This is a genomic window from Nocardia sp. NPDC059240, assembly GCF_042753865.1.
Classification (GTDB): Bacteria; Actinomycetota; Actinomycetes; order Mycobacteriales; family Mycobacteriaceae; genus Nocardia.
Genome location: NZ_JBHZAC010000010.1, coordinates 209113 through 230896, shown reverse-complemented (window position 1 = coordinate 230896; position 21784 = coordinate 209113). Strand labels below are relative to the sequence as shown.

Sequence of the window (21784 nt, the reverse complement as noted above, 5' to 3'; positions counted from 1 at the left end):
CTTGCCCGGCCGGGGGCCGCTGACCGATGAGGGGTCGGCGGCTCCCGCGCCCTACCGGGTGAGTGCCCGCTCGACGACCGCGCTGTAAATCGCGGTCTCCCAAGGCTCGCCCTCCCCGTCCAGGATGTCCTCCAGTAATGGCGCCCGCGCCAGACTCCCCGACCCGTAATGCCCCGACGCCCCCGCACTGGCGATCACCGCGTAAATGACCGTGGCATACACCTCGGACCGGGACGCCGTCACCACACCCCCATTCGCTTCGTAACTGCGCAATCGGGCCTCGACAGCGTCGATCACGTCACGCAACGCACGAATCTCGACATCCGGCCGCCCGTCCATGTCACCAACCCCCTCGTGCGCCTCGATGCCTCCCCGGCAACGATCTACCGGTCTCTCTGCATAGCGGAAGGTCGAACATTGTTGGAACCTCCCCGATTCGGGAACGCGAACCCCAACAGCACACCATCAGCGACCCAACCACGACACCAGTTCGGCGATATCGTGCCGATGAATTTCAAACCCCCAGTACGCGTTCCCCTTTCACGTAAAATGCAGCGCGACCCGGTGGCTGCCTGCTACTCCGCAGGCCGAAGCAATTCTCTCTCCAACGCTTCGATCCACCAGCCCTCCACCCGTTGCGGCGACCAGTCGCGTTCGATGCACAGGGTTTTGTAGACGTCGATATTGCACAGCGCGGCATAGATATCGACGGCGGTGGTCAGATCCAGACCGGATCGCAGAGTGCCATCCGGCCATCCTGCGAACACCTGCGCGCGAGTTCTGTCAGCGATGCGCCGGGCGTCGTCGTACACGCTGGTCAGATCGGGTTCGTGACGGCCCGCCTCGCGAATCACGACGATGAGATCTCCTGCGCTCTCGAACAACCGGCGGTCGTAACCCGCCATCGCCGCCAGTTGTCGGCGAGGGTCTCGCGCGGCTTCCAGTTCCGCGATCATGCGGTCCGGATCGGCCGAAAGATCGGCGGCATCGACCAGGGCCCGGACCAGCCCCACCTTGCTCGTGTACGCGGCATACACGGTGGGCACGGAAACCCCCGCCTCCCTTGCCACCTCACGCACCGTCGTGGCCGCCCACCCCTTCGCGAGGAACAGTCGGCGTGCGGCATCGGCGATGTCGGCGTGGGTCTGCTTGGCCTGTGCCATCCGGCGCAGGGATTCGTAGGGCCGCCGGGGTGGGTGCGAGTTCGTCATTGTGCGTCCACGCTACCCCTCCTATATTGACTAGAGCAGTGTTCAAGTGAATTAGGGGTGGTCTGTATGGCTTTCACCGTCTGGGCGGGTCTGGCCGGATTCGGGTTTGTGCTGCTAGCCGTCGGAATCAATGTGATCTACGTGCGCTATCGCTTGCCATTTCCCTTGGCGGCCGGGGGATTCGACGCGGTCGCGGAAGCGTTTGCCGTGGTCGGCCCGGTTTTGAAGCGGCCCTCGGTGGCGGCACCCGCAGCGTGGATATGTACGACGGTGTTCGCCGCGGGCATGCTCTCGGTGTTCTGGGGCGGCGAAACGGCCGGGCAGCCTTGGGCACTGGTCGGGTTCGCGGGCGTGATCATGCAGAATGCGACTTTTGCGGTGGTGGAAGCGCTGCGGTTCGGGATGGCGGAAGGGGCCGCCCGTAATCGGGACAGTATCGCCGGTTGTGGACCCTCAGCAACGTCCTGCTCGGCTTCAACCAGGTCTTTCTGGCCCTGGCCCTGCTCGGGTTCAGCGCCGCCGGAGCCGCGACGGGGTTTTTGGCGGTGTGGCAGGTCGTGCTCGGATACGTCAGCGCGGCATTGCTTTTCGTCTCGGCATCGATCAGCCCGTATAACGCTAGTGGCACCGGGAAGGGTGCCTTCATCGGTTTCGTCGGCTGGCTGGGCTGGGCGGCCTGGATCGTGGCCGCCGGGGTGACCCTGGTGCGTGCCTAGCGGGCCGGTGTCGTGGCGCGATCCATCGGATCCTCACAGCGTCCTAACAGGTCGGATGCGCACCATGATCGGATGCGAGTGCTGGTGGTCGAGGATGAGCAGCTGTTGGCCGACGCTATTGCGCGTGGGTTGCGGCGGCATGCGATGGCGGTGGATGTGGTGTTGGACGGGGCGGCGGCGCTCGAGCATGCGGGGGTCAACGATTACGACGTGGTGGTGTTGGATCGGGATCTGCCCATGGTGTCCGGGGACAAGGTGTGCGCGGAGTTGATCGGGCGGGGCGAGGCCCGAATTCTGATGGTGACGGCGGCGACCGCGGTGGCCGAGCGGGTTGCGGGGCTGGGGCTCGGTGCCGACGATTATCTGACCAAGCCGTTCGCGTTCGCCGAGCTCGTTGCGCGGGTGCAGGCATTGGGCCGCCGCGCCCGCCTGGCCGCCCCGCCGGTACTCGAGCGGTCGGGGATTCGGTTGGATCCGCACCGGTTCGAAGTCACTCGGGCGGGTGTGCCGGTGCCGTTGTCGCGCAAGGAATTCGCGGTGTTGGCCGAGTTGCTGCGGGCCGACGGCGGGGTGGTGTCGGCGGAGCAGCTGCTCGAGAAGGCGTGGGATGAGCACATCGACCCGTTCACGGGGGTGGTGCGCTACACCATCATGATGTTGCGGCGGAAGCTCGGGGATCCGCCGGTGATCGACACCGAACCCGGCGTCGGGTATCGCCTGCGATGAGTATCCGGGCCCGGCTGACCCTGCTGTACGCGGTGGCGTTTCTGCTCGCCGGGGCGCTGTTGATCGCGCTGATGTATTTGAACCTCTATCAGTTCATGGGTCGGCGGCCGGGTGCCAATGCGCAGGGGCTCGCGCGGCAGTATCTGGCCGCACGGCACGTGACGATCCCGCACGAGGTCATTTCGGCGCTGGCATCTCAGGCCGAGCAGATCCGGCGGGAGACCTTGCGGACCATGCTGTTCCGGTCGCTGATGGCGCTGGGACTGCTCGGTGTGGTGGCCGGTGGCTTCGGCTGGCTGGTGGCGGGGCGGGCCCTGCGGCCATTGCAGCAGATCACGCTGACGGCACGGCGGGTGGCGGATCGCAGTCTGCACGAGCGCATCGCGCTGTCGGGTCCCGCCGACGAGATCCGGGATCTGGCCGACACTTTCGACGCGATGCTGGAGCGGCTGGATCGGGCGTTCGACGGGCAGCGGCGGTTCGTCGCCAATGCCTCGCACGAATTGCGGACTCCGCTCACGATCAACCGCACGCTCATCGAGGTGGCGTTGAGCGATCCGGAGGTGCCGGAGTCGACGCGGCGGCTGGGGGAGACGCTGCTCGAGGTCAATCAGCGGCACGAACGGCTGATCGACGGCCTGCTCGTGCTGGCGGGCAGCGAGCAGCAGCTCACCGAGTACAGCCCGGTGGATCTGGGCGAGCTGGCCGGGCAACTGACCGCCCACGGCGGCGGGGACGGCGTCGAGATTCGATGCGAGCCGGAAACCGCGTCGGTGCTCGGTGATTCGGTGCTGCTGGAGCGGCTGGTGCAGAACCTGCTGGACAACGCCGTCCGCTACAACGTGCCCGGCGGCTGGGTGCGGGTCGCCACTCGCACGGAGGCGGCGAAAGCCGTTGTGGTCGTGGAGAACATCGGCCCGGCGGTGCCGGAATCGGAGGTGGAGGGGCTGTTCGAGCCGTTTCGCCGGTTGGAGTCCGCGCAGCGGCTGGCGAGCGCGGCCCGCAATGTGGGTCTGGGACTGTCGATCGTGCGTTCGGTGGCGCACGCCCACGGCGGCGAGGTGCGGGCGGTGGCCCGGCCCGAAGGCGGGCTCACCGTCACCGTCACCCTGCCGCGGTCGGCTCAGTAGTTGTGGCAGCCGTCGAGGACGGCCTGCATGGCCGCCTTCTTCTGCTGGAACTCCGGTGAGTTCCGCTTTTGCTGCATCTTGTCTCGCGCTTCCGGATGCGCGTCGAGGTACTCCTGCGCCTTGGCCTTGCGTTGATCGACCGGCAGGCTCAACAGCTCCTGCAACCGGGCCTGCTTGTTCGCGTCGCCGTCCAGCTTGGCGGCCGCGTCCGGTGCCTGCGCGCGCAGCGCGGCATCGATCTGGGCGTAGGTGCAGGTGGTGTCGAGCAATCCGGACCCGTTCGCCGGCTGCGCGGAGGCCAGCCCGGGAATCAGGAGCGATCCCGCGATCGCCAGTCCGCTGCCGGCGAGAACGAGTCGGGTGCTGATCCGTGTCATGTTCCGAAGACCCTTCGTTGGATGTCCGGGCCGCACAGGTTGTTTCGCGGCCCGGGGAACAGTCCACCAATCGGGGTGTTTGTGGGGCGCTAGGGAATTGAGGGGAGGGTGACGGCGGCGGCCAGTCGGCGGCGTAGTCGCCAGGGCAGGGCGAGGAAGAGTTTCGTCATCGCCGACGTGGTGCCGGGCAGGTCGTCGTGGCCGGAGAGATACGCGCGCTGGGCAGCGGGCGGGAGGGCGAAGAAGGCGTCGAAGAAGACCGGGATATCGGTGGGCGGCAGGGCCAGCAGGGCACGTAATCCGGCCTGGCGCAACAAACGTACGGCGCGTGCCGAACCCGGCCAGGTCGGATCGCCCGCGACGGTGGCGTCCGCCAGACGCAGGGCGGTCGCCACGCTGTAGCCGGTGGCGGGATGGGTGAGTGCGCCAGCCGCGCCGAACGCGGAGCTGGTCGCACGGCCGCCGTGGAGTGGGAAACGCACCCGCTCGACGGGTTCCTCGCCGGTGAGACCGATGCCACGGGAACGCAGTCGGTGGTGGAGGCGGTCGCGCAGCAGGTCGGGGGAGAGCGCGGGACGGCCGGCGAGGCAGGTCTCCTCCAAGAGGACTCGGTCGTCTCCGAGGGGTACCGCGTACAGGAACGAGCGGGGCTCGTCCGCTGCCGCGCCGTTGTCGTCGCGCCAGTCCATGAAGTAGGTGTCCGCGTCCGGCCACTGCGCACGCTCGACGATCACCCCGAATGCGGTCTGTTCGGCCAGCTCTGCCGAACGGCCGATTCCCCGGGCGTCGATGATGCGCGCCCCCGGCAGGACTTGGCCCGAAGCCAGCCGGACCGACGGCAGATCGAGGCCGTGCGCGGTGTGGCGGGCGGCGGGGGTGATCTCGGTGACCCGATCCGCGAGCAGCCGCGCACCCGATACGTCCAGCGAGTCCTGTAGCGCCGCGGTATCGAAGACGACATAGCGTCGATCCAGTTCGAGCCGCCGGTGCGTCCAGGCGACGGGCCGGTCCACGGTGGCGGCGATCGCCTCGGGCGCGACCCAGTCCGGCAGCTCGTCGGCCCAGGCCGCGTAGGTGGGCGTCCAGCGCCGCTCGGGCCGCGGATCGATCAGCGTGACCGTGAGCCCGTGCGCGATCGCACGGTGGGCGAGGGCCCGCCCTGCGGGGCCCGCACCGCAGATGAGCAGATCGTCGGTCACCGGGTGATTGGATCATGCCGTGTGGTCCGCATACGCTTCGGGAAGGTGTGCCGGGCCGGGGAGGGTCCGTTTGGGTCGCGAAAGGTGAGCAGATGACGTATCCGCCCGGTGTCGGTGGCAGTTCGAATGTTCCGGGGCAGGAACCGAATCCGGACTGGTGGGATCAGCCCACGCAGCAGTCCGGGGAGGCGGCGCCGGTCGATCAGGGCTGGCAGCAGACGCAGGTCAATTGGACTGCGCAACAAGGGTATCCGCAGGATGCCGGGTACGTTCCACAGCCCGGGTATGCGCAGGCCCCGATGCCCGCACAGCCGCCGGGCTTCCCGCCCGGCGCGGGCTATGGGCAGCCGCAGGGATTTCCGCCGCCCGGGCCGCCGAAATCGAAGACCGGATTGATCGTCGGCGTGGTGGTGGCCGCGATCGTCGTGCTGGCCATCGCGGTCGGCGGGATCGTGCTGGTTTCGAAGGGGGACAACGGTTCTCAGACCGCCGCCCCCTCGACGACCGAGGCGACCTCGACCACCTCCGCGCCACTCACCACCCGTACCGGCGCGCCGACGACCAGTAAGGCCGCGCCCGCCGGCAAGCGTTTCAGCTACACCGAATACGGCCAGGACTGGAACTTCAAACTGGGCGGAGTGGCCCTGCAGGCCAGCTACGTCTCCGGCCGCGACTACGACTCGTGCGCGCAGATCGAGAAGGCGGGCAAGCTGACCGGACTGGGCTGCCGGGCCGCCTCGGAGATGGCGTGGAAGGCCGAGAACGGTGAGCTCATGCTGACCCAGCTGGTGCTCACCATGTCCGACGCCGACAAGGCGTCCGCGGCCAGCGGCAATTACGACGACACCGATGTGGTGATGCCCAAGGGCAGCTATATCGCCGACTTCGAAACCGGCAAGTGGATCGACGGCGACCAGGGCACGTTCCTGGTGATCACCGAGGCCACCGCCACCGCCTCGGTGGATGAGGCGACCGTCACCAAGTACCTGAAGTACCGGAGCTCGGACACGATCGACGCCCTGGCCTTCCGCTGAGCCGCCAGTGCCTTCCGCACGGAAATGCCGCGTGCCCGGCACCGAATCCCGGTGCCGGGCACGTGCATTCGAGCCGGAGCCGCTCAGATGCCGCCGGTGGCCAACAGTCCACCGTCCACGCGCACGGTGGTGCCGGTGATCCACGCGGACTCGCCGGAGGCGAGGAACCCGATCAGCGCCGCCACATCCTCCGGCGTGCCCAGCCGCTTCATCGGGTACACCCCGGCCGCGGCCTCCTCATCCGCCGAGTACAACGCATCGGCGAACTTCGTCTTGATCACGCCCGGCGCCACCGCATTGACGCGGATCTTCGGCCCCAACTGCCAGGCCAGTTCCTCGGTGAGCCGAATCAGCGCCGCCTTGGACGCCCCATACGCGGCGATGACCCCGGTGGACCGCAGCCCCGCAACGCTGGCCACGTTCACCACCGCGCCGCCGTGCTCACCCATCCACGCCTTGTACGCTTCCTGTACATAGCCGAGCGCCGCAACGACATTCACGTCGAAGATCTTGCGCACGGCCTCCAGATCGGCCTCCATCAGCGCGCCGTACACCGGGTTGATGCCGGTGTTGTTGATCAGCACATCCAGCGATCCGAACTGCTCGACGGCCGTCCGCACCTGCTCGGCCCGTGCCGCCGCATCCCCGGAATTACCGGCGACCGCGACCACCTTGCCGGGATACCCGAGCCCCCGAAGCCGCTCCGCGGCCTCCTCGAGCGCCTCCACCTTCCGCGCCGAGATCACCACATTGGCCCCGCGTCGAAGCAGCTCGCTCGCCACCCCGAACCCGATCCCGCGGCTGGCCCCGGTCACCAACGCACTCTTGCCCACCAAGTCGTCACTCATGTGCAGGCACGTTACTTCAGTCCTTTCCTGTGTCGGGCCGGAGGATGGGGTTGGCCGATGATGGCCGCGAGTGCCCGGCCCCCGCGACGGCGCAGCAGAACTCCCACTCCGCGAAAGTGAGTGTGGTGTAACGGATCCAGTGCCTGTAAACGGAAATGCGTTGCGCCCCTTGTTTGATAGGATTACTCCGGGATCCGATGCTCAGGGGGCTGCGGTGACGGAGACGGGCGACTTCAAGGTTTCCAGTCATAGGCGTGCTGCCGCGCTGGCCACACTCGGTGTTCTCGACAGTGGTTATCCGGTTCCGGAAGTGGTTGACCTGCTGCGTGATCCGCTCAATGAGCGGCTGTTGGATTATGTGTACGAAGAGGCGTTCACTCACGTCTTCCCGGGCGACGATATCGCGTATCCGACGGAGCGGTTTCTTGCCGACTTCAACCGTGAACTTGCCCGGGGCGAGCCGCTGCATCTGTGGACGATCATTCCACTGTGCCGATATCGGTGCCATTTCTGTCAGTTTCCGATCATGGTGCTGCCCACGGGGGAATCGCGGCAGGTAGCCAAGGCAACGGAGTGGGTGGACGCGAATCTGGCCGAGGCCGCCCTATGGTTGGAGGCAGTGCCCGAGTTGGGGCGAGTGCCGGTCGGACAGTTCTGTCTTTTCGGCGGAACCCCGACGGCGGTACCGATGCCGGAGATCGAACGGCTACTGAGCTTCTATCGCCAGAATTTCAATTTCACCGGCGAGACATTGCTGCAGGCCGAGGGCAGTCCGGATTCACTGACCCGCGAGGTGATCGGTGGCCTCGCAGCGCTGGGCTTCCACGAACTGACATACGGCATGCAGACATTCGACGATCGCCTACTCGGCATCGCCCATCGCCGGCATACCGGGGCCGACGCCCGGCGAGTGGTCCGGCAGGCCCGGGAACTGGGTTTCGAACGAATCGACGGTGATCTGCTGTACGGGATTCCCGGGCAGACGGTGGACGGTTTCCTCGCCGATATCCGGACGATGATCGAATTGGATTTCGATACCGTGGTGGCGATCAAGCTCCATCTGCGGTCGTTCCACGAGGTGAATACGGCTGTGGGACACGAGAGTCCGGCCGCCTGGGAGAATCCGGCGGTGCGCCGCGAGGTCGCCGAGCAGGGATTCCGGTGGCCGTCGCTGGGTGAACAGTTTCAGATGCGGGAACAGTTCGATCGGTTGCTTGCCGCGTCCGGCTACGTCGAGTATCCGGCGACCTATTTTCCGAAGCGTTCGGTGGGGCCCGAGTACTGGCGGTCCCTGAATCTGGATCAGGACAGGCAGTTTCCGCAACTCGGGATCGGTCTGGGTGCCTACGCCTGGAGCAACCTCTCCGAAGCCAACACTCACCACGCGCCCCGCGACTATCTCGCCGCCCTCGCGGCGGGCCGGCTGCCGCTCCGGTCGGCTACCCGGATCAGCGCACCCGAACGGGAAGTGCGGGCCGTCCGGATGGCGCTGTCGACCTGCCAGCCTTTGCGGGACGAGCTGCATCGGAGCCGATTCGCGGGCGCGTCCCTGTTCGACGAGCATTGGGGTTCGATCTTCGGGGGACTGGCCGACCGCGGTCTGGTCACGGTCGACGCCACCGCGGCCACCGTCACCCTGACCGATCCGGGCCGCACGCTGGTCGAGGCGATCATGGCCACCGATATCGTCTGAGGTTGTATGCGAATAGGTTTGGTGTCCGGCGACGGGCTACCGGTATCCGGGCTGTTGACCGTGTTTCGCAATGTCCTCGACCTCGGCCGCGAGTTGGGTGTCGTCGACGGCCCGGTGCCGGCCGACCTCGGATACTCGTGGCGGCCGGACAAGAAGCGCTTCTTTCCGGCCGGTTCGCCCGGTGCGGTGGTGCCGCCGTGGCTGACCGTGGCCGCCAATCCCGCTGTCGCGCACCTCGATCCGATCTGGCTGGCCGCGGAGATCGACGAGATCCGCCGCGCGGTGGTGCGTTTCGACACCTTGGAATCGTCGGTGCGCGACACCGTGCTGGCTCGCTCGGCTGCCCTGGAGAAGCTCTACACCGAACACTTCGCCGGTTGGTTCGCGCAGCATCGCCCCGACTGGGTGTTCGCCCTGAACACCACACTCTCGGACGCGGTATTCGTGACCAGCGCTCTCTACTCCGCCGCGGCGGAGTATTACCGCGAACGTCCGGGCGGCCTGGTGATCTGGGACCACGACCTGTTCGGCTCGTGCGCGGTCTGGGATGCCGACGCCGGGCAACGGCATTATCCGGGCGCACCGAACGCGGCGACCCCGGTTCCACCCGATGCCGAGCACATCCGGTGGATCGTGGTCTCGGAGGCGCTGGCTCGGGAGGCTGCTGGGTACGGCACCGAACTGATTCCCCGGGTCGCACCGAATATCCTTCCCGCGGTACCGGATTCGATCGAAATCCGGCATCGCGAGGCCGCCGCACAGCTCGGCCTGGATCTCGACCGGCCGATCCTGCTCGACCCGGTGCGGGTCTTCCGGGTCAAGGGCGTGGACGTGGCGTTGCGCTTCCATCACGCCGTGATCGCCCGCTGCGTGCGCCGGCGACACCCGATTCCGTACTTGTTGATCTTCGGCAGCCTCGACGAAGATCCCGACTACGCCACCGAAGTCCGGATGCTCGCCGAGGATCTCGGAATCGGCAGTCACGTCCGGTTTCTCGATGGTGTGCCGCTCGGAACCACTCGCGATCGGACGGGGCGCTGGCATCTGGACGAGATCGATCTGCTCCGGCTCGCCCGTGTCACCGGGGGTGGAGTCCTGTTCACTCCGTCCGTGCCCGATGTGGAGACCGTCGGCCTCGGGCCGGCTCTGGCCGCCTGCGCCCGAATACCCTGTGCCGCCACCGAATATGCGGCCTTCGCCGAGTTCTACGGCACTACCTTCACCTGCGCCCGCTTCGCCACCACCGGCGCGGACCTCGCCGCGGCCGCGGACATGTTCGTTGATCTACTCGTTCGATCGGCCCACGCCGATTCCTCGTGCACCACTGCGCTTCATGCCAATGCGCTGCTCGTCGAGGACCGGTTCTCCCGGCGGGCGTGGCAGGACATCTTGCTCGATCTCGCCCGTCGAATTCGGTGAGAGGCGGCGCTGTCGCGGCAGCGCCGCCCCGTTGCGGGTCACACCAATTCGGGCACGCGCAGATGTGCGAGGGCCAGTTCGAATTCGCTGACTTCGGTCACTTCGACACCGGCTTGCCCGGTGGCGGCGTTGCGGATATCTGTGGCCTGGTCCCGGTTGCGGGCCATGGCCTCGCCACTGTCGAACGAGCCACACGACGCGCAGCGGCCGGTTGCGCGGTCGATCAGGAGGCTGGCGCTGCAGAACCCGTCGAGGTCCTCCATGCGTGGCAGGGCACCGTCTCGGAAGCCGCTGATCGCGGCGTCGAGGCGATCCGGGGTGGTTCGGGCCCAGGTGACGCGTGCGCAGGCGCCCTCGGTGGCGGGATGGTCGCGGTGCAGGACGGCGATCTCCCATTCTTCGACCTGTGCGCCGGTACTGCCGAACAGTGCGGCGGCGCGGTCGCGAATCGGGACGACCTGGTTCGCGCTGTCGTGCAGCGCCTGTTCGGATTCCCATGCCGTGGTCACGATGCATCGGCCGGAGTACCGGTCGACCAGCAGCGACAGACCGATCCATCCGGGCAGGTCGGCCAAATCGGACATCACTTGATCGCGCATGTACTCGATCCCGGCATCGATAGAGGACAGTCGCGCCTGAATCGTGCTGGAGCGTGCGAACACGTTCGATCCACCTCCTCGTTTGCGGGGGTGGCGCCTCGGTGACGCCACCGATGCACTTCAGCCTGCTCCGGCATGATCGCGGAGGCAATAGCCCGCCTCGCATTGCTCGCGTTATGTTCCCTCTCAGGCGATTTCGCCGATGATCAGGTAGCCCTGGGTGGGGTGCGGGCGCAGCGGGAGTTCGCGGTTGTAGAGGGCCTCGATAAAAGGAATCGCGCGGTGATAGGCGTAGAGGGATGAGGTGACGCCGACGATGGCCGGGGTGTCGATCAGCAGCGGTATGTCGGCGATGAAGTATTCGACCGCGATGTCGCATTGCCGTCGATCCGGTTCCACACCGTCGGGGAGGCGGTGTCGCAGCACGTCTCGCGTGGTGTCCAGGCACAGGGCGCGGAACACCGGATCGGTGTCGAAGAGATAGTGCGTCCGCTTGTGCAAGTCGAGAAACGCGGGGTTGGTACTCAGGTACTTCCAATCGAGGACCCGTGCGTCCAGGCCGTCCAACCCGGCCGAGTCGAGGGCATCGCGAATGCGATTGCGCATCTTCGAGCCGTTCTCGTGCGCGCGCCGCCTCGCCTTTTCCGCCGGGAATCCTATTGCCTGCAGCGTGTATTCGGAGGGCACATCCGGCACATGGAACTGAACCCGGTGGAATTCATCCGCGGCCCACCGGGTCAATTCCGCTATCCGCGCGCGCTTGAAGTAGCTGTTGAAAGGGCTGATGCCCAGGCAGAGGTGGCCCCGCCCCTCGAAGATGTGTGCACAGTTCGCGGTCAGCGGCTGAACAGCCCGGTCATCCACCGCGACATGCTAGCAATCAGGTCAGCTTGATCTGGCGGTTGACGTCCTTGTAGAGCAGGTAGCGGAACTTGCCCGGGCCGCCGGCGTAGCAGGCCTGCGGGCAGAAGGCGCGCAGCCACATGAAGTCGCCCGCCTCGACCTCGACCCAGTCGTCGTTGAGACGGTAGACCGCCTTGCCTTCGAGGACGTAGATGCCGTGCTCCATCACATGCGTCTCGGCGAAGGGGATCACCGCGCCGGGCTCGAAGGTGACGATGTTGACGTGCATGTCGTGGGCGAGATCGTTGGGGTCGACGAATCGGGTGGTGGCCCAGGCGCCGTTGGTGCCGGGCATCGGCGTCGGCTCGACGTCCTGCTCCTGCACCGCGAAGGCGCGCGGTGTGTAGCCCGCGAGCGGCTCGTAGGCCTTGCGGACCCATTGGAAGGTCGCGACGTCGGTGGAATCGTTTGCCACGGACCAGGTTTCGCCGGCGGGCAGGTAGGCGTAGCCGCCCGCGGTGAGGGTGTGCTTGTCGCCGTCGATGATGACGTTCAGGGTCCCGGACAGCAGGAACAACACCGACTCGACGCCGCGCTCGGGCTCCGGCTCGGCACTGCCGCCGCCGGGCGAGACCTCGACGATGTACTGCGCGAAGGTGGTGGCGAATCCGGCGATGGGCCGCGCGAGGATCCAGGTCCGGGTGTTGGTCCAGCCGGGCAGATTGCTGGTCACGATGTCGCGAAGCACCCCGCGCGGGATGACCGTATAGGCCTCCTTGACCACGGCCCGGCCGGTCAGCAACTCGGTCTGTGCCGGTAGACCGCCAGCGGGTGCGTAGTAAGTCGGCTCACTCATGGGGATCACCGTATGCACCGATGCTCGGTGGACACAATCGTGCGAACCGACATGCCTGACCCCGCGTAGCGGGATCCGGCATGTCCTTTTACCCGGGCTCGGCGGGCTGCTACCAGCCGACCGTCTGGTGGAGAGCCAGGAGGTTGCCGTCGGGTGCTCGGACGACGGCCAGGCGGCTGCCGGGCATGTCGACGATGCCGGTGGCGGGGTCGCCGTTGGTGATCGGTGCGGTGCCCAGTTCCGCGAGGGAACCGTCGGCGATCTCACCCAAAGCTGTTGCGCCCGTGGCGAGCAATGCCTTGTGAGCAGCCGCGAGGTCGTCCACGGTCCAGAACGGCAGCGGATGGTTGACCCAGGGCTTGGAGGAGAGGGCGAGACCGATGGCGAACATGGCGTAGTCGCCGGTGCGGAAGATCGGCTCGGCGCCGAGCAGTGCGGTGAAGCTTGCGACGCTCGCATCGAGATCGGTTACCGGGTAGACGGCATTGGCGAAACCGGTGGGGCTGGTCACGGGAACTCCTCTGTGGCTGAGCTGTTTTCCATCGTGGCGGACCAGGTCCGCCACGGTGGTAACTGACCGGGACGACGGTTGGTTCCCGCGCTCGGTCAGGACAGCGCGCATCCGGGGGTGAGGGGTTCTCCGGCGAATCGGTTGGCCAGGTAGGTCATTCCGCCGGGTGCTTCGGCGATGGCTGTCCCGTTGTGGCCGACCGCGCCGGAATGGTGGGCCACCACGGTGGATCCAGGGGTGCAGTAGCGGTGGAGGAGGGTGTCGAAGCCCTCGACGGGGACCACTTCGTCGTTGGTGCCGTGGTAGAGGTACAGGGGGATGTCGGGGATGGTGTTGCCGAGGTCCTGGCGGTGTGCGGCGGCCAGGAACGAGGGGTGGGACAGCAGATCGGGGGTTTGGGAGAAATCGTCGAGGTGAGTGGCGGAGTAGCGCGACATCATGTCGATGCCGCAGCTGGCGGCCTCGGAAATCATTGCGGCTCGGCCGCGTTCGTTGAGCAGGGCCGTCAGGTCGGAGGCCGGGTTGGTGCGGAGCAATGCCAGCAGGATCAGCATGCTCAGGCCGGCTTGCGGGCCGCCGTCGGCATTGCGGGCGATGGTGGCGAGGTCGGTCGGGATGCCGCCCGCGGTGATGCCGGCGATGGGTAGTTCGGGGGCGTAAGTGCGGTGTAACTGGGCGGCCCACATGGTGGCGAACGCGCCGCCGGAGTAGCCCCAGGCGCCGATCGGGCTGGCGGTGCTCAGGCCGGCGGGGGAGAAGGCGCGCGCGGCGCGGAGGCCGTCGAGGACGGCGCGGCCGGAGTTCACGCCGTCGAGGAAGCGCGATTCGGGGCCCTCGTAGTCGGGGACGACCACGGCCCAGCCGCGCCGCAGGGCGTCGATCACGAAGGGGGTGTCGATCACCGTGCTCGAGATCGACGAGTCCCGGCCACCGTGCAGGGCGAAGGAGGGGGCGCAGCGGGTGCCGAGGCTGTCCTCGGCGACTTGATACGACAGCAGTGGTCGCGCGCCGGGACCGGGCCACGGAGAGGCGGCGGCGAGCACGGTGGCGACGGCGGCGACCGGCCGGTTGTCGGGGCCGGTGGTCCGGTATTGGAGTTGCCAGGTCGACACCCGCAGCGGCAGACCGAACATCGAGATCTCACGGCGGTTGAGGATCGAGCCCGGCGCGTGCGCGGCGAGATCGGCGGGGGCCGCGTAGAACGGGTCGTCGGCGGGCTGGACGGGTTCGGGCCGGGCCGGACCGACTCCCGTGCCCAGCGCCGCCAGCAGCACCACGCTACCCAGCAGCACCCAATGCCCGGTTCGTCCGAATATTGTTGAGACGTCAGAGAACATGCCGTGGTACATCGCGCCTCTCCGTTGTGCAGCAGTTGTCCAGCAGAGGGAAAGATTCACGAGTTCGTTTACGCGCCATGGTCTTCCGGCACGATGCGGTCACAACTCGCACAGCGCCGGTCGAATCGGACCGGACAGTAGAGTATCGGAACGGACCGCTCGCCGGATGGGACCTGGAGCGCGTGTTTTCCACAGCGCTCAGTGGCGCAGTTCGTGCCTAGGGGAACGGCCGAAGGCCTGCTTGTAGACCTGCGAGAAGCGGCCGGGATTGGTGAAGCCCCAGCGGGCGGCCACGCCCGCGACCGTATCGCCGTCGCTGGGTTCGGAGGCCTGCAGGTCCGCGCGGGCGCGATCGAGACGGACCAGGCGCAGATATTCCAACGGGGTCATGTCGTGCTGGGTGCGGAACGCGTTCTGCAATGCGCGGACGCTGGTTCCGGCGTGGGTCGCGAGTTCGACCACGGTGATCGGGGAGGCGGGATTGGCGTGGATGTAGTCGACGGCGCGCTGGATCGCGGAGGTCGGCACCGTGCCCGGACCCGGTTGCAGATGCAGGTCCATGGTGGTGTTGGGGAAGACCGCCAGGGCCGCGGCGGCCAGGGTGCGGGTGAGATTCTGGACCACCAGTTCGGTCAGCACCGGGGAATCCTGGTCGGTCAGCTCGTGGTGGGTCAGGTCGAACAATCGGCCCCAGAATCGTTGGCTGCGTACATCTCTGGGTTCGAGCGAGGTGAAACGGAAGGCGGCGGGCTCGATTCCGGACTGGGCGGCCAGATCGGTGAGCATCGGGTAGGGGATGTGCAGCAGGTTGACGTCGTGGCTGTCGCAGTCGGCGATGATCGGCACCCCGACCGGAAACACCACCAGATCGTTGCGGTGTTGTTGAAAGTCGTTGCCGCCGCCCCGCAATCGGGCTCGCCCGCGCAGTGACCGCTCGAAGTAGACGTGGTCGTGCAGCGGTGCGATGTGGCAGGTGTAGCCGATCGTGCTGCGGATCTCGGTGGCGATGACGTCGCCCCACATCACGGCGCTGGTGCGAACGCGGCACTGCGGCGGGGCATTCCAGAACCGCAGTGCGTTGTCCGAGTACATCTGGGTCACGAAGGCAACGGCCTCGTCGGCGTCCCGGGACGAAAGCTCTTCCCGGCGTGCCTCGATCATCCCGTGCACGGTCATGCAGAACCTCTTCAGGTAGAAGCTGATACTGCGTGGCAAACGTGCTCGAATGTACCGCCCACGGGGGGATCGGTGCGGGGGGTTGTTACTCCGTGCTGGTCGTAGCTGTCGTCGAGGATGGTTGACAGGTCACGTCCGACTCGCCGCTGATGCTGACGGCCGAGCCGGTGGCGAGGCACTTGTGGGACGAACCGGTGGACGAGCCCGCGGCGACACCGAAGGGTGACACCGCCGACCCGACGTCCCATCCGTCGGCGACGATCGCCGGGCGACCGTCGAGTGTCGAGGCCACGGCGACAGCGATGAGACCGGCCAACGCGGCAGCACCTCGGGCGAACGTCATCTGCGTGGCAGTCGGAATCGGCACGATGCTTCTCCCTACGCCGGGCACTGCGGCGGTTGCCCCTGCGGCGGCTGACCTTGTGGCGGTTGGCCCTGCGGCGGTTGGCCCTGCGAGTCCGCGGGCGGCGGGCACTGCTGTGCGGGGACGGGACCGCCGGGCTGATCGGGTGCCGGATCGGCGCTCGCGATACCCGCTGCGGCACCGAGCAATCCGAAGGCGACCGCGCCGGTGGCGGCGATTCGCGCGAACTTCGAGTGGGTCATGGATGTTCTCCTATCGTCAGCGAGAATCCTTGTGGTGCAACGTCAGCGCGAGATTGGCGCGACTTAGGAGCGAGCTGTGAGCCGCTCGGCGGCGCTCAGAAGGAGTCGTTGGCGATGATCTGCTCGATATTGCGCTCGGCGAGCGCGGTAATGGTGAGGAAGGGATTGACGCCGAGACTGCCCGGTACGAGGGATCCATCCATCACGTAGAGCCCCGAATAGCCGGTCAGCCTGCCGTAATTGTCGGTGGCACTGTTCAATACGCAGCCGCCGAGCGGGTGGTAGACGAAGTCGTCGCCCCAGGTCTTGTCGGTGCCGAACAGATCCGACCGGTAGACGGTGGTCGCCTTGGCATTGATCACATCGAACATCGCCTTGGCCGCGGCGATCGACGGCGCGGTGTAGGACGCCAGCCAGGACAGATCGCAGCCGCCGGTGGTGGAGTTGTAGGTGAAGGCGGCCCGATTCGCGTTCTTCGTGATGGCCAGATACAGATTGACCCCGTTCTCGGTGTTCGTCGGGAAGGGCGCGATTTCGGCGTAGACGGGTCCGGTGCTGCTCGACCAATTGTCGATCCCCACTACGGGAATCGTGGATTGCAGTGATCCGGTCAGATCCAAGCCGGCGCGCCCGACCATCACATTGCCGTTGTTGCCCCAGCCGGTGCCGACCGCGTCTGCGAGATCCGGCAGTTTGCCCAGGGCTTTCATGGTGACCAGCAGCTTGCTGGTGCCGACACTGCCCGCAGCGAATATCACCTTGGCGGCCGTGACGGTCTTGGTGGCCACCGTGTTTCCCGCGGTGTCGAGTTGCGTCATGGTGACCGAGTAACCGCTTGTCGCAGGAGCGACGGTAGTGACCTTGTGGAGTGCGGAGATCGACAGATTGCCGGTCGCGGCGGCGGTCGCGAGATAGGTCTTGTCGAGCGACTGTTTGCCGTAATTGTTTCCGTAGATGCATTCGGTGTCGAGCGCCGACCGTGTCGCGGTATTCGCCTGCTCCTTCTTCATGTACGCGAAGTCGTACACATTGGGCAGGAACGCCGTCGAGAATCCCGCGTTCTTCGCGGTCGTGACACTGACCCGGCTGTATTTGTAGCAGTCGGCCGAGCCGTACCAGGTCTGATCGATGTCGTTGACGCCCAGGCTGGTCCGGGCGCGCGGATAGTAGGTGGAGTACATCGCGGTCGCGTCGACCGAGGGCAGTACCGCTTCGAAATAGGTCTGTTTGGGCTCGATCGCGATCCCGCCGTTGACCAGGGATCCGCCGCCGACACCCCGGCCCTGGTAGATGCGCGTCGCCGCGAAATGCTCGGAGTCCAGCGCACCGGCGTAGGCGGGGCTGATGGCGCTGTTGGCCGAGACGCCGAGGAAATAGCCGACGGGCTGATCGGTCTCCGTCCGGAACCAATACGACCGCTTGTCCGGAGAGATCATGTTGGAGAAGATCTTTCCGTCCGATCCGGCGGTGGTCCAGCTCTGGCCCATCTCGACCATCGCCACCTTCTTCCCGGCCTGGGTGAGCCGCAGGGCCGCGACCGCACCGCCGTAGCCGCTGCCGATGATGAGAATCGGGACGGTATCGCCGTCGCTGATGGTCGCGGCCGCCTTGGCCAGCCACGCCGCCGGTCCCAGCGCGAGTGCGCCGATCGCCACTCCGGTTCCGGCGAGAAAGCGTCGCCGCGAAACTCCCCGAGGCTGCGTTCCCGCTCGGCTCGATCGACGAAAAACGCTGCTGCGCATGACAAATCCCTTCGTACCCGCCGACCCCGAGTCGGCGTGCGCGGAACTCTATCCACGGCGGTCGATCAGTCGATCGGTTCGCGGCTATGAATTCGATATGAGAACACCGCTGTGCGAGCGGCGATTTCTATGTGCCGGCTGTGAATAGCGTTCTGTTGGCCACCGTTTCGATTCCGCGGCTTAGGGTGAGCGCCCTGGAGTTCGAAGGAGGCAGCATGCGGGAGAATTTCGCGGCAGTCTGTGGGAGCACACCCCGGGTGGCAGTGCTCGGATTCGGTGAGACCGGCACGCGATTCGCCCTCGATCTCGTCGCCCTGGGTGCGGATGTTCGCGGCTTCGATCCGAATGTCGCCGCACCACGCGGAGTTTCACAGCGGCGCGACGATGCGGACGCGGTGTCGGACGCGGAGCTGGTATTCAGCCTGACCACCGGCGCACGGGCCTTGGAAGCGGCGCGGGCCGCCCTGCCCGCGCTGCGCCCCGGAACCCTGTGGGCCGAAGCCAATACCGCGACACCGGCCTTGAAGGTCCAGTTGGCCGCGCTGGTCGAGAGCGCCGGTGGCGTACTGGTCGACGTGGCGATCATGGCCCCGGTGCTCGGCACCGGTCCGCGCGCTCCGATGGCGGCTTCCGGCCCCGCCGCGGCGCTCTTCGTCGACACGATGACCGATCTCGGCCTCACGGTGGAGGAGGTCGATGGACCGATCGGGGCGGCCAGCACGCGAAAGCTGTTGTGCGGCATCGTCTACAAGGCGTTGGCCGCGGCGGTGGTCGAGGCGATGGCGGGTGCCCACGCCGCCGGATGTGCCGAGTGGTTCCGGCAGCGTCTGACCACAGAATTCTTGGACCTCGACGCCAACCTGATCGAAGGGCTGATCGTCGGCAGTCACCGGCACGCGGTCCGCCGGATCGATGAAATAGAGTCCGCCGCACTGCAATTGGTCGAACTGGGCGTGACCCCGCACATCGCGGCGGCCACCCGCGACGCGCTGCGCGTCCTGGCGGAAACTCGCACCGGGGTGGTATCGGGCGTGATGTCCCGCGCGCGGTGCCCAGTGATTCACGGTGACCGACTCGTGGTCGGTGAGCTCGTTCTGGATGAGGACACGCGCGAGGTCACCCGTGCCGGGCAGTCGATCATGCTGACCTCCACCGAGTTCGAGCTGCTGCGCTGCTTCATGCGCGACCCGAACCGAGTGTTGAGCAGACCCCAGATCCTGGACCGCGTCTGGAGCTACGACTTCGGCGGCCGCTCCAACGTCGTCGAACTGTATGTGTCGTATCTGCGCAAGAAGATCGACCTCGGCCGCGAGCCCATGATCCACACCGTGCGCGGCGTTGGATACATGCTGAGGCCCGCGCCTGATCCGGGTGCGGGGTGGTGCGGTGGGGCGTAGCTTGGGAGAAGTTCTTCTCGACGAGACGAGATCGCTGTGCACGAGATGGCGATTACTCAGAGTGTTGTCGATGCCGTCGGCGAGGTTGCGGCCGGTCGCACCGTCCATAGCGTCACGCTCGACGTCGGTGCCCTGTGTGCGGTGGTACCCGACGCGATGCGATTCTGCTTCGAGCTCGCCGCCGAGGGGACCGTCGCGCAGGGCGCGAGTCTCGAGATCCACCTTGTTCCCGGCACCGCGCGGTGCCGAACCTGCGGTTCCGCCTTCCCGCTGCCCGACCTGATCCTGCTGTGCGCCTGCGGCAGTGCCGATGTCGAGGTCACCGGGGGACAGGAGCTGCGAATCCGATCGATGGAGGTGAGCGAGCCATGTGCGCAACCTGCGGATGTGGGGGCGATTCGGCGGGACTGATCACCATCCCGCACGAACATCTACCCGGTGCCGAACACGATCACGGTCATGCCCACCACGACCACGATCATGACCATGCGCACGGAGCCGATCACGTGCACCTGCCGGTCACCGATACGATCTCGCTCGAACAGAAGGTGCTGGCCAAGAACGATCTACTGGCACAGAAGAATCGGGCCTGGCTCGAGGCGCGCGACATGCTCGCGATCAATATGACGAGTTCGCCGGGCGCGGGTAAGACGACCTTGCTGGTGCGGACGATCCAGGAGCTCGCGGGGGTGCCGGTCGCGGTCATCGAGGGCGATCAGGAGACGTTGCTGGATGCCGAGCGGATCATGGCCACGGGTTGCAAAGTGGCCCAGATCAATACCGGCGCGGGCTGCCATCTGGACGCGACCATGACCCGGCGCGCCCTCGACCTGCTCGATCCCGCGCCCGGCAGCCTGCTGTTCATCGAGAATGTCGGCAATCTGGTGTGTCCGGCGCTGTTCGATCTCGGCGAGTACGGCAAAGTCGTGGTGATCTCGGTGACCGAGGGCGCCGACAAACCGCTGAAGTATCCGCACATGTTCTCGGTGGCGAGCCTGGTGCTGGTCAACAAGATCGATCTGCTGCCGTACGTCGATTTCGACCTCGATCGTTTCACCGGATACGCGCGGCAGGTGAACCCGGCGGTGGAAATTCTGGCGGTCTCGGCAACCACCGGTGCTGGTGTGACGCAATGGTACGACTGGCTCTCGGCGCACCGTTCGCAGGATGTGAAGCGCCCTTGAAGGTGTCCTTGCAGCGGGCCTAGACTGACGTGATCAGGCTCACATCTAGATCGGTTGTTTTCGAGGACACGGCGATGACCGGCATCTTGTGAACCGCTTCCGAAGGGTGGCATGAGTATGCCTACTAAAGAAGCAGTCAACGCCGAGCAAACGTTGATCCACGTCCTCTGGATCAACGCCGGACTCAGTTGCGATGGCGATTCGGTGGCCCTGACTGCCGCCACCCAACCCAGCATCGAAGAGATCGCTCTCGGATCCCTGCCTGGCTTGCCCAAAATCGCTGTGCATTGGCCGCTCATCGATTTCGAGTGCGGCCCGACCGGGGGAGCCGACGACTTCCTCGAATGGTTCTTCAAGGCCGACCGCGGCGAACTCGAACCGTTCGTGCTGGTCGTGGAGGGCTCGATTCCGAACGAGTCCCTGCACGACGAAGGCTACTGGTGTGGGTTCGGCAATAACCCGGCAACCGGACAGCCGATGACCACCAGCGAGTGGCTGGATCGTTTGGCCCCCAAGGCGACCGCGGTCGTCGCGGTCGGCACCTGCGCGACGTACGGCGGCATGCATGCCATGGCCGGCAATCCGACCGGCGCGATGGGCGTCCCCGACTATCTCGGCTGGGAGTGGAAATCCAAGGCGGGCGTACCGATCGTGTGCGTGCCCGGCTGCCCGATCCATCCGGACAACCTTTCCGAGACCCTGACCTACTTGCTCTACATGGCCACCGGTCAGGCCCCGATGATCCCCCTCGACGAGGCGTTGCGCCCCAAGTGGCTCTTCGGCGCGACCGTGCACGAGGGTTGCGACCGTGCGGGCTATTACGAGCAGGGCGATTTCGCCACCGAATACGGTTCGCCGAAATGCATCGTGAAACTGGGCTGCTGGGGTCCGGTCGTGAAATGCAATGTGCCCAAACGCGGTTGGATCAACGGCGTGGGCGGCTGCCCGAATGTGGGCGGCATCTGCATCGGCTGCACCATGCCCGGCTTCCCGGACAAGTTCATGCCGTTCATGGACGAGCCGCCCGGCGGCAAGCTGTCCTCGACGGCGTCGGGGTTGTACGGCTCGGTGATTCGCAGTCTGCGCCACATCACCGGTCGCACCGTGGACAAGGAGCCGAGCTGGCGGCACAAGGGCGACAAGCTGGAGTCCGGCGCGGTCCGGACCTGGTAGGGAAGGC

General features: G+C 66.6%; 24 protein-coding genes and 2 pseudogenes. 11 read left to right on the top strand and 15 right to left on the bottom strand.

From position 1 onward, the window contains the following. Nucleotides 1–51: 51 nt before the first annotated feature. The 3 genes from ACFXHA_RS33085 to ACFXHA_RS33075 form a co-directional block, all read right to left on the bottom strand. Entirely contained in the window at nucleotides 52–339 is a 288-nt protein-coding gene (locus tag ACFXHA_RS33085) for a hypothetical protein (protein WP_379363101.1), read from the bottom strand. 236 nt (nucleotides 340–575) lie between these two features. Next, the gene (locus ACFXHA_RS33080; protein WP_379363100.1) at nucleotides 576–1211 is read right to left on the bottom strand and encodes a TetR/AcrR family transcriptional regulator; all 636 of its coding nucleotides are present in this window, start codon (nucleotides 1209–1211) and stop codon (nucleotides 576–578) included. 146 nt (nucleotides 1212–1357) lie between these two features. Beyond that, nucleotides 1358–1570 carry a hypothetical protein gene (locus ACFXHA_RS33075; protein ID WP_379363098.1) on the bottom strand — a complete coding sequence of 71 codons (213 nt, stop codon included), beginning with the start codon at nucleotides 1568–1570 and terminating at the stop codon, nucleotides 1358–1360. An 84-nt stretch (nucleotides 1571–1654) separates the two neighbouring features. Here ACFXHA_RS33075 and ACFXHA_RS33070 point away from each other — a divergent pair, with 84 nt between their 5' ends. The 3 genes from ACFXHA_RS33070 to ACFXHA_RS33060 all read left to right on the top strand — a co-directional run bounded on the left by ACFXHA_RS33070 (nucleotide 1655) and on the right by ACFXHA_RS33060 (nucleotide 3783). Beyond that, entirely contained in the window at nucleotides 1655–1927 is a 273-nt protein-coding gene (locus ACFXHA_RS33070) for a hypothetical protein (RefSeq protein WP_379363096.1), read from the top strand. A 72-nt stretch (nucleotides 1928–1999) separates the two neighbouring features. Further along, nucleotides 2000–2653, top strand: coding sequence for a response regulator transcription factor (locus ACFXHA_RS33065; RefSeq protein WP_379363094.1), 654 nt, complete (start codon nucleotides 2000–2002; stop codon nucleotides 2651–2653). After that, a complete protein-coding gene (locus tag ACFXHA_RS33060) occupies nucleotides 2650–3783 on the top strand; it encodes a sensor histidine kinase (protein ID WP_379363092.1) in 1134 nt (377 codons plus the stop codon). The genes ACFXHA_RS33065 and ACFXHA_RS33060 overlap by 4 nt, the downstream gene beginning before the upstream one ends. Here the strand turns inward: ACFXHA_RS33060 and ACFXHA_RS33055 are convergent. Beyond that, a complete protein-coding gene (locus ACFXHA_RS33055) occupies nucleotides 3777–4160 on the bottom strand; it encodes a hemophore-related protein (RefSeq protein WP_379363090.1) in 384 nt (127 codons plus the stop codon). The genes ACFXHA_RS33060 and ACFXHA_RS33055 overlap by 7 nt on opposite strands. An 89-nt stretch (nucleotides 4161–4249) precedes the next feature. Then, the gene (locus ACFXHA_RS33050; protein WP_379363088.1) at nucleotides 4250–5359 is read right to left on the bottom strand and encodes a lycopene cyclase family protein; all 1110 of its coding nucleotides are present in this window, start codon (nucleotides 5357–5359) and stop codon (nucleotides 4250–4252) included. Nucleotides 5360–5451: 92 nt separating this feature from the next. Here ACFXHA_RS33050 and ACFXHA_RS33045 point away from each other — a divergent pair, with 92 nt between their 5' ends. Further along, entirely contained in the window at nucleotides 5452–6393 is a 942-nt protein-coding gene (locus ACFXHA_RS33045; RefSeq protein ID WP_379363086.1) for a hypothetical protein, read from the top strand. 83 nt (nucleotides 6394–6476) lie between these two features. Here the strand turns inward: ACFXHA_RS33045 and ACFXHA_RS33040 are convergent, their stop codons facing one another. Continuing rightward, complete coding sequence (locus ACFXHA_RS33040) at nucleotides 6477–7241, bottom strand: SDR family oxidoreductase (protein ID WP_379363084.1); 765 nt, start codon at nucleotides 7239–7241, stop codon at nucleotides 6477–6479. 214 nt (nucleotides 7242–7455) lie between these two features. On the opposite strand from ACFXHA_RS33040, the gene ACFXHA_RS33035 reads away from it, so the two are divergent. Both ACFXHA_RS33035 and ACFXHA_RS33030 read left to right on the top strand, forming a co-directional pair. Next, nucleotides 7456–8934 carry a radical SAM protein gene (locus ACFXHA_RS33035; protein ID WP_379363082.1) on the top strand — a complete coding sequence of 493 codons (1479 nt, stop codon included), beginning with the start codon at nucleotides 7456–7458 and terminating at the stop codon, nucleotides 8932–8934. 6 nt (nucleotides 8935–8940) lie between these two features. Further along, nucleotides 8941–10353, top strand: a complete 1413-nt coding sequence (locus tag ACFXHA_RS33030; protein WP_379363080.1) for a hypothetical protein — start codon at nucleotides 8941–8943, stop codon at nucleotides 10351–10353. A gap of 38 nt (nucleotides 10354–10391) precedes the next feature. Here ACFXHA_RS33030 and ACFXHA_RS33025 read toward each other — a convergent pair whose 3' ends face one another. From ACFXHA_RS33025 to ACFXHA_RS32985, 9 genes are all read right to left on the bottom strand, one after another. After that, nucleotides 10392–11015: a hypothetical protein gene (locus ACFXHA_RS33025; RefSeq protein WP_379363078.1), complete on the bottom strand. Its 624-nt coding sequence runs from the start codon at nucleotides 11013–11015 to the stop codon at nucleotides 10392–10394. A 123-nt stretch (nucleotides 11016–11138) separates the two neighbouring features. After that, complete coding sequence (locus tag ACFXHA_RS33020) at nucleotides 11139–11816, bottom strand: tRNA-dependent cyclodipeptide synthase (protein WP_379363076.1); 678 nt, start codon at nucleotides 11814–11816, stop codon at nucleotides 11139–11141. Nucleotides 11817–11832: 16 nt separating this feature from the next. Further along, nucleotides 11833–12651, bottom strand: coding sequence for a bifunctional allantoicase/(S)-ureidoglycine aminohydrolase (locus tag ACFXHA_RS33015; protein WP_379363074.1), 819 nt, complete (start codon nucleotides 12649–12651; stop codon nucleotides 11833–11835). Nucleotides 12652–12760: 109 nt separating this feature from the next. After that, nucleotides 12761–13162: a VOC family protein gene (locus tag ACFXHA_RS33010; protein ID WP_379363072.1), complete on the bottom strand. Its 402-nt coding sequence runs from the start codon at nucleotides 13160–13162 to the stop codon at nucleotides 12761–12763. Nucleotides 13163–13257: 95 nt separating this feature from the next. Beyond that, nucleotides 13258–14454 (bottom strand): lipase family protein, encoded by a 1197-nt coding sequence (locus tag ACFXHA_RS33005; RefSeq protein WP_379363070.1) that lies wholly within the window; start codon nucleotides 14452–14454, stop codon nucleotides 13258–13260. A 243-nt stretch (nucleotides 14455–14697) separates the two neighbouring features. Further along, the gene (locus ACFXHA_RS33000; RefSeq protein ID WP_379363068.1) at nucleotides 14698–15675 is read right to left on the bottom strand and encodes a helix-turn-helix domain-containing protein; all 978 of its coding nucleotides are present in this window, start codon (nucleotides 15673–15675) and stop codon (nucleotides 14698–14700) included. Nucleotides 15676–15760: 85 nt separating this feature from the next. Next, nucleotides 15761–16042 (bottom strand): hypothetical protein, encoded by a 282-nt coding sequence (locus ACFXHA_RS32995; protein WP_379363067.1) that lies wholly within the window; start codon nucleotides 16040–16042, stop codon nucleotides 15761–15763. Nucleotides 16043–16053: 11 nt separating this feature from the next. Further along, on the bottom strand, nucleotides 16054–16281 hold the full coding sequence (locus ACFXHA_RS32990) for a hypothetical protein (RefSeq protein ID WP_379363065.1): 228 nt from the start codon (nucleotides 16279–16281) through the stop codon (nucleotides 16054–16056). A 95-nt stretch (nucleotides 16282–16376) separates the two neighbouring features. Further along, nucleotides 16377–17936, bottom strand: a complete 1560-nt coding sequence (locus ACFXHA_RS32985) for a GMC oxidoreductase (RefSeq protein ID WP_379363063.1) — start codon at nucleotides 17934–17936, stop codon at nucleotides 16377–16379. 302 nt (nucleotides 17937–18238) lie between these two features. On the opposite strand from ACFXHA_RS32985, the pseudogene ACFXHA_RS32980 reads away from it, so the two are divergent. The 5 genes and pseudogenes from ACFXHA_RS32980 to ACFXHA_RS32960 form a co-directional block, all read left to right on the top strand. Beyond that, nucleotides 18239–19006: pseudogene (locus ACFXHA_RS32980) on the top strand (DUF1932 domain-containing protein); the annotation flags it as partial. A gap of 27 nt (nucleotides 19007–19033) precedes the next feature. Further along, nucleotides 19034–19420 (top strand): annotated as a pseudogene (locus tag ACFXHA_RS32975) (winged helix-turn-helix domain-containing protein); the annotation flags it as partial. 36 nt (nucleotides 19421–19456) lie between these two features. Beyond that, on the top strand, nucleotides 19457–19831 hold the full coding sequence (locus ACFXHA_RS32970; RefSeq protein ID WP_379363061.1) for a hydrogenase maturation nickel metallochaperone HypA: 375 nt from the start codon (nucleotides 19457–19459) through the stop codon (nucleotides 19829–19831). Next, nucleotides 19789–20604 carry a hydrogenase nickel incorporation protein HypB gene (gene hypB, locus ACFXHA_RS32965; RefSeq protein WP_379363060.1) on the top strand — a complete coding sequence of 272 codons (816 nt, stop codon included), beginning with the start codon at nucleotides 19789–19791 and terminating at the stop codon, nucleotides 20602–20604. Before ACFXHA_RS32970 ends, hypB begins: the two co-directional genes overlap by 43 nt. Before the next feature lie 117 nt (nucleotides 20605–20721). Beyond that, nucleotides 20722–21777: a hydrogenase expression protein HypE gene (locus ACFXHA_RS32960; RefSeq protein WP_379363455.1), complete on the top strand. Its 1056-nt coding sequence runs from the start codon at nucleotides 20722–20724 to the stop codon at nucleotides 21775–21777. The last annotated feature ends 7 nt before the right edge of the window (nucleotides 21778–21784 follow it).